The 7,829-nt window shown below is 47.5% G+C and carries 6 protein-coding genes and 1 pseudogene; 4 read left to right on the top strand and 3 right to left on the bottom strand.

What is annotated here, in order from left to right; translation table 11 throughout:
- Window positions 1-283 (bottom strand): annotated as a pseudogene (locus H7F11_RS15530) (ISAzo13 family transposase); the annotation flags it as partial.
- A gap of 754 nt (window positions 284-1,037) precedes the next feature.
- Between H7F11_RS15530 and H7F11_RS15525 the strand changes: the two are divergent.
- Window positions 1,038-1,685: a hypothetical protein gene (locus H7F11_RS15525; protein ID WP_193651828.1), complete on the top strand. Its 648-nt coding sequence runs from the start codon at window positions 1,038-1,040 to the stop codon at window positions 1,683-1,685.
- Window positions 1,686-2,141: 456 nt separating this feature from the next.
- Here the strand turns inward: H7F11_RS15525 and H7F11_RS15520 are convergent, their stop codons facing one another.
- Together H7F11_RS15520 and H7F11_RS16885 are read right to left on the bottom strand one after the other, a co-directional pair.
- Complete coding sequence (locus tag H7F11_RS15520; RefSeq protein WP_193651829.1) at window positions 2,142-2,399, bottom strand: hypothetical protein; 258 nt, start codon at window positions 2,397-2,399, stop codon at window positions 2,142-2,144.
- 21 nt (window positions 2,400-2,420) lie between these two features.
- Entirely contained in the window at window positions 2,421-3,470 is a 1,050-nt protein-coding gene (locus H7F11_RS16885) for a TM2 domain-containing protein (protein ID WP_227485573.1), read from the bottom strand.
- An 899-nt stretch (window positions 3,471-4,369) separates the two neighbouring features.
- On the opposite strand from H7F11_RS16885, the gene H7F11_RS15510 reads away from it, so the two are divergent.
- Genes H7F11_RS15510 through H7F11_RS15500 form a run of 3 tightly spaced genes read left to right on the top strand, consistent with a single transcriptional unit; the run spans window position 4,370 to window position 7,754 of the window.
- On the top strand, window positions 4,370-5,821 hold the full coding sequence (locus H7F11_RS15510) for a mannose-1-phosphate guanylyltransferase/mannose-6-phosphate isomerase (protein ID WP_193651719.1): 1,452 nt from the start codon (window positions 4,370-4,372) through the stop codon (window positions 5,819-5,821).
- A gap of 27 nt (window positions 5,822-5,848) precedes the next feature.
- Window positions 5,849-6,967, top strand: coding sequence for a capsule biosynthesis protein (locus H7F11_RS15505; RefSeq protein ID WP_193651720.1), 1,119 nt, complete (start codon window positions 5,849-5,851; stop codon window positions 6,965-6,967).
- On the top strand, window positions 6,957-7,754 hold the full coding sequence (locus tag H7F11_RS15500) for an ABC transporter permease (protein ID WP_193651721.1): 798 nt from the start codon (window positions 6,957-6,959) through the stop codon (window positions 7,752-7,754). Before H7F11_RS15505 ends, H7F11_RS15500 begins: the two co-directional genes overlap by 11 nt.
- Window positions 7,755-7,829: the final 75 nt, after the last annotated feature.

Here is a 7,829-nt window from a genome sequence, read left to right as displayed (position 1 = left end):
CCTCCAAGGCCACCAGCAAGTCCGGATCGCGATCCACCAGCCTTTTTCTCCCGCCACCCGATCGACGAACTCTGCCTTGCGGGAGCCTGTTCTCCGGATCCTTGAGCTCTTTGAGACCCGCCATGATGGACCCCCGCGCGACTCCGGTAGCCTCACTCACCCGCTTGACACCGCCATGACCCAGCACCTTCGCTTCTACTGCCGCATATAGCCGTCTCTGCCGCTCATCCAGTATCCCTTCGAGCGCTTGGTGTCGAGCGGCTATCAGTGCGTCTGCTTCCATGCCGCAAGACTATACCCGCTATATAGTGAGTACAAGTTATTTATTTATGAATACTTAGTTAGAAATGGTTATGGCATACTCTATCCTGAAAACTCATAGTTGCGGCATACTTTATCTGTAACTGAATGATTTTATTGGTGTGCGGATTGTGCGGATTTGTGCGGATTGTTTCGCACACTTTTTTGCCTTCAAACAATATGATTTTATTATATATTTTCCATGTTTAGCATGGTTGTGCGGATGTGCGGCGAAAAATACACAAGTTACGCGTTTCGACAAGATTGATAATGGTTCTCATTCTCTATCTTCTGTTTCAGTATATATGTCCGTATATCGGCCCGCACATTCGCACAATCCGCACAATCAACAAGGCCGCAGCCGATTTCGTTACGCCATCAAAGAAGTACGGGGTGCTCACCAAGCTTGCACCTCTACGATGCGTTAAATCCCGCATCCGCTGGTTGAACCGCATTATCATGCCTAGTAGCCTGCATTAAAGTCCTCTCTGCCCCACGAGTAACCGTCTTATTTCTGCGGGTATCCTGCCAAAACGCATCCCTAAAAAAGTATGGGGGTCCTTTCCATCCGAGGTCATCGCCAAAGCGTTATCCCCGCGTCATGTAAAGATGAAGTCCGACCAGATAGGCCGTGTTTTGTCACAATGTCCGGCAAAGTAATACGGCTGGTTATTTTTATATGCTATTCCTGTAGTCTATGCATGTTGTTCGATTTCAGTGTACACGAGGATAGACACATGAAGAAAATCATCAGCATTGCGGTTTTATCCGTTATTATGGGTTCGCCTTTGGCTTATGCAGGTGAAACCGTGCTGGTTCATAATGCCACTCAAACCTTTTCGGTCAAATATAATGGCTATGGCAAAGAAAGTAACGCTGCCGAGTTTAACGCATGGTTAAACCAGTATCGGCAGCAGATACAAGATGGAAGTGATAAGTTAAATATCATGATTATGTCCTCTAGGAACATGATAAAGTATTCCAGAGAAAACAAAAATCCTTTTTTATACCCTGCAAATCCATACCAAAATTATAAAGGTTCGGCGATGTTTTTCGTTGATAGGAAAGGACACAAGTTTGCAACATCGAGTGGCGGATATTCTTTTCACATCAAGGTTCTGCCCGGAAAGCAGGTAGATGGTTGGATTACCTATTATAATCATAAGTTTGCCACTATGCCGACTTATCAAGAAGCGCCGGATTACTATGCACGCAGCAAGATTAGTGGTGGAATGCCCTTTTGGCCGCAGTCTGGTTTGCAGTTAGGTTCACCGAAGTACAGCATTGCTGCAGCTTGTCATGACATTGAAAACATGATTAATCTGCATAAATATGTTTATTGTTTTGCTGATTATCACAAGCCAGACCCAAATCAACAAGGTTGACAGCTTTACCATCGGTGGAATGTGCTACCTAAAATAGCACATTCGCCGCCCAGATGCGTTATCCCATACAAGATGATGTTGATTTTGTGGTTATAAAGCTATATCTGTTTATGCCTGTGTTATCCGACTTTAGATAATCCACTCTGTAAAACTACACTACCAATAAAGTTATATCTCTATTATTTTTATTTGTTTTTGATTAAAGGGAACGCCAGATAAAGAGAGCAGTTCAAAGGGTATAGCTTTTTATTGATTGAATCCGCTTTTTCAGCCGGATGCGTTATATGTGGGCACCTTGAGTTATGTATGGGCACCTTTTTGGTTGATGGCACCCTACGTCATGTATGGGCACCCACGCAATGAGAGGGCACCAGTTATTTAAAGGAATAGCTTTTTATTCGTACCAGCACCCCATCTAAACAGTGAAACAAGAGATGCTTTTTGTATGGGATGTCTTTATTGTTGTTTCTTCTCTGCTTTTTCAACATTTTCAGTCCATTTCTCTGCGGATTTTTGTATTTCTGTCAGGGAAACAGGGCTTTTAGTGGTAGCAATAACCTTGGCTGGCGGGTGCTGTTTTCCGTTGATGCTGTAATAGATGCTGCCTGTTTGCATATAATCACGATACACTTGATTTGTGGTAATGTGGTGATGGCTTGTCTGCTGCGGCTGTTTAGCCACGATTGCGGCGGGTTGTGTGATGGGGTGTATCATGTCAATGCCTCGCAGTGGTGTTCAAAACCAAGGACGTTTTCCGATGACATAGGCTTTTGTAAACTTCTCTTGTGATTTGGTGGCGTACAAGATAGCGTCTATCAGGGCAATAAGCGTGTCGATCCATAGAATTATTGATATGAGTATGTTATTGCTTTTCCAATCGTCGATACTTCCTATAATGACAATGGCTACAATCATGGACAGCATGATGAAGCCTTGCTTGTAATAACCCAGATAGAACTTATGGAAGCCTAAGACACCGGTGAAAAGTGCCAATGCAGCGGCCACAAAGCGGTTTTTCTTCTGGTAAATGTAGTATTTTCCACTTTTATAGGCTTCGCTCAGTTCAGCTTGAGAGACTTTTCCATCGTTTGAGCGTGCGACAATGGAAAAGTAAGGAATCAGTATATCTGCTTTTGTTTTTCCGATCACATAGAAGTACGCGGCGACCAAGATTATTAGAACAAACGGTGATATAAGCAATGCCAGTCCGATACCGAATATCATATTGCTTAAAAAATAACCGAACAGGGCAATAAAGAAACCGGCGACAATGGGGAAGGCTGTTGTGGCTTCTATGAATTTCATCAAACCATACCCGATGCGTGACTCACCATGTAGTGAGACGCTTCTCTTTGTGGTGTGGTTGAGAATATATTTTACTTGTACATCCATGTGAATGGTATCGTCTTTGGTGGTAGCTTCTCTGAGCCGTATGGAATCGCTTTTAATGACGGTCACCAAGTCCCCTTCATTTATGGCAATGCCGATGTGTTTGTCCACATAAACAGTATGTGTATTTCCTTGATCGTCTTTTAAGGAAAAGTATGAGCTTTTTAGGGTGCCATTTACCGTATGTGTACGGGTGTTGTTAAAACTTCCTATGTAACCTGATCTACCATAGTAAACAGTGGTTTCCAGTGTTTGATAGGAAGATGAGTAATGTTCTGTGTGGTTTACGTTTGAGTAAGTCACGCGACCAGTAATCTTCTTTGTCCAGAACTTACCGCCCCAAAAAGGTAGCGAATAGGTTCCGTCTGCATTGAGTATGACCTGTTTTGACGGCATAGTATTCCCCTTTCTAATCTGATGGTGTGTCTATTGGTTCAGATGGTATAGCTGGTGGTCCCTCTAGGCAATTGTCAGAAATGGTGCCAGTCGTTTCCCATGTTTCCATACGCGTTCCCAACGCAGCACGGGCACCTGTTATATGGACGGCACCTCGCACAAAGGGTGATCCCCCGAAGTCATGACGGATGGATGCGTTATGATGAGGTGCCCCTGCGTTATGGTGGTCCGGCAGCGTTCCAATTTCGCCTCTGTGCCATTTCCAACTACAAATCTTGCCATGTCCTTGTAAGCCATCTATGGGTCTTGCAGTGGGTCGGGTAGCGCCCCCACCGATCCGGCACGGTCGTGACTGTTACGGTGACTTGCGCGTTAAACCATAGCATTGCAATATCACGTTACAGCGTAACGGATGAAAAGGATTCACCATGGCAATGAAACAGCAGAATGGCGGGTGGTCCATCGCAGGCAGGGACTCAGCAGGTCATTTTGCACCGTAATTGCACCACACCAAGAACGGGAATTACAGGGGATATCAGGGAATCGCATAACACATAACGCAACGGTTTTATTATTCTTTATCTGGTTTGCCGTTGATCTAAAAACGGACTTCGGCGGAATCATAATCCGCGTGTCCGGGGTTCGAATCCCTGAAGCGCCACCAAATAAAACAATCACTTAGCAATTTCTGCTGGGTGATTTTTTGCGTCTTACTGCCTGTTTGCCCAGAGTAAAGCCTCCGTTAAACCCGGGTTAGTTTAATGCAGTATGTCTACCCCATAAACTTGCGTTATCGGTCCAGCTTGAGGCATTATGAACCCAAACAGCACTACAAAAATACCATAGCAGGGGTAAGCCTCAGTTTTTGAATGATTAACCGCAAATGAGGGATTTCTCAAATGGCATTGGTACCCGTCATCCTCTCCGGAGGCACCGGCTCGCGTTTATGGCCTTTGTCGCGCAAGGCTTTCCCCAAACCCTTCGTGGCCCTGCCCGATGGCGAAAGCCTCATCCAGAAAACCCTGCGCCGGGTCATCGACATCAAAGCAGATGCCCCATTGCTGACGGTGACTAACCGCGATTACTACTTCATGACCCGCGACACCTTTGCCGAATGTGCCCGCATGCAAGGCCAAACCGTGCGCAATGTCCATTACCTGCTCGAACCTGCCGGACGCAACACCACCCCGGCCATGGCCGCCGCCGCGCTCTGGGCGCAGGAAGTCGCTGGGCCGGAGAGTATCCTGCTGGTGTTGCCATCGGACCATCTCATTCATGACCACAAAGCCTTTGCCGAAGCCGTACACAAAGCCCAGCAGCTTGCCGAACAAGGCTATCTGGTGACCTTTGGTGTCACCCCGACCGGCCCTGAAACCGGCTATGGCTACATTCAGAAGGGCACCGCTCTGGACAGCGGCTATCAGGTCGCCCGTTTTGTCGAAAAGCCCAATCAGAGCAAAGCCCGGGATTATCTCGACAGCGGCGACTACCTCTGGAACTCCGGCATGTTCTGCATGCGCGCCGACAGTCTGCTCAATGCCCTGCAAACCGACGCCCCGGAAGTGCTGGAAGCCGTGCAGGCGGCCATCGTTTCCGCCACCCGCAACGGCGACACCTGGGAACTGGGTCAGGAATTTGCCCTGGCCCCGGACATCTCCATTGACTACGCCGTCATGGAAAAAGCCCCCAACGTCGCCGTAGTGCAGGCAGATTTTGACTGGAACGACCTGGGTGCCTGGAGTGGCTATGGTTCTTTGATGGCCAAAGATGCCCAAGGGAATCAGGTACACGCCCCGGACTGTGTGCTGGTGGACAGCCAGAATTGCGTCGTCCAGAGTCCTGATCGGCTCACGGCCATTCTCGGTTTGCAGGATATTCTGATTGTGGACACCCCCGATGCCCTGCTGGTGGCCGACCGCCGCCGGGATCAGGAAGTCAAAACCATTGTAGAGAAGCTCAAGGCCCGCAAACACAGCACCGTCGATCTCCACGCCACCGTTCATCGTCCCTGGGGCACCTACACCACGCTGGAAGAAGGCGACCACTTCAAAATCAAGCGCATTGTCGTCAAAAAAGGCGAGAAGCTCTCCCTGCAAATGCACCACCACCGCAGCGAGCACTGGATTGTGGTATCCGGCACGGCCCGCATTGTCAACGGTCAGGAAGAAAAACTCATCATGACCAACCAGTCCACCTACATTCCCGCAGGTTGCCAGCATCGTCTGGAAAACCCCGGCATGATGGATCTGGTACTCATCGAAGTGCAAAGCGGCGCCTATCTGGGTGAAGATGACATTGTCCGTTTTGATGACATTTACGGACGTACCGAAGCTGCATCAACCACCGTCTAACACCAAAACCCAACAGGAAACGACTGCGTGCTCAAGGCCCTCTGGACCCGAATCAAAAATCTGAACAAGCTCTTCATCTGGATCGTGCTGGTCCCTACGGGGTTGTCCATACTGTATTTTGGATTGATAGCATCGCCGATCTACATAAGCGAGGCCCGTTTTGTGGTCTACAGTCCCAACCAACGGATGAGTTCCAGTGGGCTGGCCTCTTTGCTCAGTAATCTGGGTGGCAGCAACTCCACCAGTGCGGCACAGACCATCAGCTCCTACATTTCGTCCTGGGACGGCATGATGGCGGTCAACAAGCTGTATCCGCTTAAACAGATTTATGGCAACGACCATATTGATATATTCAACCGTTTCGGGGGAATTTTTCATCCTTATTCCTCTTATGTGCGGTTATGGCGTTACTACCAGAATATGGTGGCGGATACGCTGGACAGTACCAACGGCATCAGCGAACTGAAAGTACGCGCCTTTACCGCCCACGATGCCCAGAAAATCAACGATTTTCTCCTGAAAAAAAGTCAGGACATTGTCAATCAGCTCAATGAAACGGCCCGGCACCGCGCTGTGTATTATGCCAAGCAGGATGTCGAACAAGCCAAACGCACGCTGCGGGATGCTACCCTGGCGCTGGCTGAATATCGCAATAATCGCCGGGTCTTCAGCCCACCGGCACAAAGCAGTTTGCAACTCGGCATGGTCAGCAAGTTGCAGGACCAGTTGATAGCCATGCAAACCGAACTGCAGTCCATCGTGGCCCACGCCCCCGATAACCCGCAGATACCAGTTCTTAAAAGCAGTATCAAAGCCCTACAGGGTGAAATTACCGCCGAACAGTCCAAGGTGACCGGTGACAGGGAATCTCTGGCCAGCAAGGATATTGAATTTGAAAGACTGACCGTCAATCAGCTATTGGCGCAAAAGCTGCTGGAAGCAGCAGTGACTTCATTGGAACAGGCGCGGATGACGGCACAGAAGCAGGAACTGTATCTGGAAACCATCAGTAGACCGAACCTGCCTGATGCGCCTCAAGAGCCCAAACGCTTTGAAGATATTCTTGCGGTATTGGTCGTTTCTTTAATAATTTGGGGTGTGGCGAGTATCCTTGTAGCAGGAGTAAAGGAACACCATGAGCGCTAAAGCTACCGAAGAAACATTCTGGTTTCAGTTACGCCTACAATTACGGGTGATTTGGGCGTTGATGTTACGAGAAACAGTTACAAGATTTGGACGAGAAGGGCTCGGGATGTTATGGATGATTGCTGAACCAGCCTTGTTTGTGCTTGGCGTCATGACAATTTTTTCATTGGTAGAACCAAACATAGATGGGATCAATGTTGCCGAGTGGTATGCCGTGAGCTATCCGACTCTACTTTTCTGGAGAAACGGGACTGGTCGTGTTACTGGAGCCTTACAGATCAACCGAGCACTCTTACATCATCAGCCTATTCGCCCTATGGACATTATTTACTCTCGTATTCTTTTGGAATTTGCTAGCGGCGTGGCTGTTTTTTTGTTTTTGTTTCCAATCTTTGTCGTGTTAGGGATTTGCCACTTTCCAGCAAATTTGCTGACTATGGCTCTAGGTTATTTGCTGATCATCTGGTTTTCTTTTGGATTTGTGATGATCATGGCAGGGTTAGCCGAACTTAGTGAAACTATTGAAAAAACTTCGCATATTATTATTTATCTGATGTTGCCATTTTGTGGTATTTTTTTCCCAACTTTTGCCGTTCCAGAGCCGTATCGTAGCTATCTTCTTTACTGGCCATTGATTGATGCTGTGGATTATTTCCATCATGGATACTTTGGAAGCAGGATTCACAGTTATTATCATATTCCTTACACTATATTCGCTTTATTTGCTATCACTTTATTTGGCTTGGCAATATCAGGTATAGCCATTAAACGGGTTAAAGTTAGTTGAGGGTAATTGTTATCCAGTTATATCAAACTGTATCCGTAATGCTTCCAAATCCGCTTGCTACTCTTTCTTCGTTAA

Origin of the sequence: Acidithiobacillus sp. HP-2, assembly GCF_015100155.1 — a bacterium.
Lineage (GTDB): Bacteria > Pseudomonadota > Gammaproteobacteria > Acidithiobacillales > Acidithiobacillaceae > Acidithiobacillus.
The sequence above is the reverse complement of the archived record's forward strand: the minus strand, read 5'-3'. Positions and strand labels throughout refer to the sequence as shown.

What these genes read in the sequence shown, in the direction of transcription:
- H7F11_RS15500 (WP_193651721.1), top strand. Translation starts at nt 6,957, where the DNA reads ATGAGCGCTAAAGCTACCGAAGAAACATTCTGGTTTCAGTTACGCCTA.
- H7F11_RS16885 (WP_227485573.1), bottom strand. Translation starts at nt 3,470, where the DNA reads ATGCCGTCAAAACAGGTCATACTCAATGCAGACGGAACCTATTCGCTA.
- H7F11_RS15510 (WP_193651719.1), top strand. Translation starts at nt 4,370, where the DNA reads ATGGCATTGGTACCCGTCATCCTCTCCGGAGGCACCGGCTCGCGTTTA.
- H7F11_RS15520 (WP_193651829.1), bottom strand. Translation starts at nt 2,399, where the DNA reads ATGATACACCCCATCACACAACCCGCCGCAATCGTGGCTAAACAGCCG.
- H7F11_RS15525 (WP_193651828.1), top strand. Translation starts at nt 1,038, where the DNA reads ATGAAGAAAATCATCAGCATTGCGGTTTTATCCGTTATTATGGGTTCG.